Source organism: Nonomuraea sp. NPDC050404, from assembly GCF_040655495.1.
Taxonomy (GTDB): domain Bacteria; phylum Actinomycetota; class Actinomycetes; order Streptosporangiales; family Streptosporangiaceae; genus Nonomuraea.
Map to the genome: position 1 here is coordinate 77937 of NZ_JBFAKB010000014.1, position 2746 is coordinate 80682.

General features: G+C 68.9%; 2 protein-coding genes. Both read left to right on the forward strand.

The features are described from left to right. Positions 1–104 precede the first annotated feature (104 nt). Positions 105–1466, forward strand: a complete 1362-nt coding sequence (locus AB0I81_RS34550) for a glycosyltransferase (protein WP_360665426.1) — start codon at positions 105–107, stop codon at positions 1464–1466. A gap of 35 nt (positions 1467–1501) precedes the next feature. Next, positions 1502–2680 (forward strand): cytochrome P450, encoded by a 1179-nt coding sequence (locus AB0I81_RS34555; RefSeq protein WP_360665429.1) that lies wholly within the window; start codon positions 1502–1504, stop codon positions 2678–2680. Positions 2681–2746: the final 66 nt, after the last annotated feature.

Below are 2746 nucleotides of genomic sequence, written 5' to 3' on the forward strand. Positions count from 1 at the left end.
CCCCTAATTCGGCCGCGGTACCGTGCGGGCACGCCGACGTCAGGACACGCGAGGACGGGTCCCGCGTGCCGCTGGCGGCCGGGCTCCCGCGATGGAGGTACGTGATGGGCGAGGGCCGCAAGCCACTGCTGTTCGTGAGCAATGCGGGGGCCGGTGTCTTCAACCCGCTGTGCCTGATCGCCGCCGAACTGGCCCGGCGCGGCACGGAGGATCTCTGGTTCGCCTCGGACGAGTGCTGCAGGGCCGACATCGAGAAGATCGACGAGGGTGACGGCGTACGGTTCGTCTCGCTCGGTGAGACGAACCCTGACTCCTCCCCCGCCGACTGGGACGACGAGATGTACCGCCTGGCCACCCATCGATCCCGGTGGAAGGCGCACCACGCGGTGGTGCGGCGCCAGTTCGACCCGACGGGCGGCAAGGACAAGTACCTGGCGCTCGACGCCGCGATCGAAGAGGTCAGGCCCGCCCTGATGATCTTCGACAGCGTGAACCCGCTCGGGCTCGTGATGGCGCTCAAATGGAAGATCCCGTTCGTGCTCAGCTCGCCGTTTTTGCCGAGCAACCTGCTGCTGGCCAGGACGCCGCGCGGCTTCCCGATGATGCACACCGGCCTGCCGCTGCGCATGTCGTTCCCGCAGCGGGTCGGCAACACCATGTTCAAGCTCCGGGCAGGGCTGATGTTCCTGCACCCGAGGATGTTGCGGCTCGCCCTGGAGGGCATCTCGCTGGTACGGCAGCTCCAGCTTCCGCGCGAGTTCCTCAGCCCGTCGGCGAAGGTCGACTGCGCCGATCTCATCCTGTGTTACACGGTCTTCGGGCTGGAGTACCCCTTTCCGGTGCCGGACAAGTTCCACCTGGTCGGCGCCATCATCCCGCCCATGCCGGAGGCGCCGGACGACGACGACCTGTCCCGCTGGCTCGACGCCAACCCGTCGGTGGTCTACATCGGGCTGGGCACGATCACCCGGCTGGTCCGCCACGAGGTGCACGCGCTGGTGGAGGTCGCCCGCCGGTTGCACGGCCGGCATGCCGTGTTGTGGAAGTTGCCGGCCGAGCAGCAGCACCTGCTGCCGCCCAGGGACGAGCTGCCGCCGAACCTCAGGGTCGAGAGCTGGATTCCCTCTCAGCTCGACACGCTGGCCCATCCCAGCGTCAAGCTGTTCTTCAACCACGGCGGCGCCAACGCCTTCCACGAGAGCCTGTACTTCGGCAAGCCGCAGGTGATCAGGCCGCTCTGGGTCGACTGCTACGACCAGGCGATCCGCGGTGTGGACAGCGGGGTCAGCCTCACGGTGGACGATCCGCAGCGCATCGACGTCGAGGACGTCCTGGACAAGGTCACCCGGGTGCTGACCGACCCCTCCTTCCGCCAACGAGCCGAACATTTCGCCCGCGCGCAGCGAGAGGCGGGAGGCGTTCGAGCCGCCGCCGACCTGATCCTGGGCAACCCGGCGCTGAAATGAACTGTCCAGGTACTGCCGAAGGGCGTGGCAACCGTATGCCGAGCAACGATCCGACCACCACCATCGAGTTCCCGAGAAGGCGGCGCGGGCAACTCTCTCCCCCTGACGAGTACGCCGCGCTCCGCAAGCAGCCCGGCCTGGTCAGGTCGGCGCTGCCCAACGGCAGCACCCTGTGGCTGGTCACGCGGCACGAGGACGCGCGCACCGTGCTCACCGACCCCCGGATCAGCGCCAGCCCGCTGAATCCGGGTTTCCCGACGATCGGGCGCAACGGTACGGTGCCGCCGCCCGACCAGATCCCCGGCTGGTTCGTCGCCTACGACCCGCCGGAGCACACGCGCTTCCGCAAGGCCCTGATCCCGGAGTTCACCGTGCGGCGGGTCGGCGACATGCGTCCCGCCATCCAGCGGGTCGTGGACTCCCGCATTGACGCCATGCTCGCCGGCGGCACCACCGCCGACCTGGTCTCCGAGTTCGCGCTGCCGGTGCCGTCGCTGGTCATCTGCGAGTTGCTCGGCGTGCCGCGTACGGACCGGGAGCTGTTCGAGTCGAGGACCCGCATCCTGGTGACCTTCACCTCGACCGACGACGAGCGCGAGGCCGCGACCAAGGACCTGCTCCTCTACATCTCCAAGCTGATCGCCATGAAGCAGCGCTTCCCCGGCAGGGACCTGATCAGCCGGCTGCTGAAGGCCGGCGTGCTGACCCCCAAGGAGATCTCCGGCGTCGCGCTGCTGCTGCTGATCGCCGGGCACGAGACGACGGCGAACAACATCGCGCTCGGCGTGGTCATGCTGCTGCTGAACCGGCAGTGGATCCACACGCCCGGGGTGGTCGAGGAGGTGCTGCGCTACCTGTCGGTCGCCGACCGGGTGGCGCTCCGGGTGGCTCTCGAGGACGTCGAGATCGGCGGGCAGCTCATCAGGGCCGGCGAGGGAATCGTGCCGCTCGGCGCCGCGGCGAACCATGACGACGCGACGTTCGAGCGCGCCGACGAGTTCGACCCGAGCCGTTCCGCCCGCCACCACGTCGCCTTCGGGTACGGCGTGCACCAGTGCCTCGGGCAGAACCTGGTCAGGGTCGAGATGGAGGCCGTCTTCGAGACCCTGTTCCGCCGGATCCCCACCCTTGAGCTCGACCAGGCGGTGGAGGACCTGCCGTTCAAGCACGACGGCGTGCTGTTCGGCCTGCACGCACTGCCGATCCGCTGGTGAACACCGACTGAAGCCCCCGCACGAGAACGGCCCGGCCGGGTGTACGCGCACCCGGCCGGGCCTCTC

Excerpts from the sequence above, each read along its gene's own strand:
- AB0I81_RS34550 (WP_360665426.1), top strand. The coding sequence starts at position 105 with ATGGGCGAGGGCCGCAAGCCACTGCTGTTCGTGAGCAATGCGGGGGCC.
- AB0I81_RS34555 (WP_360665429.1), top strand. The coding sequence starts at position 1,502 with ATGCCGAGCAACGATCCGACCACCACCATCGAGTTCCCGAGAAGGCGG.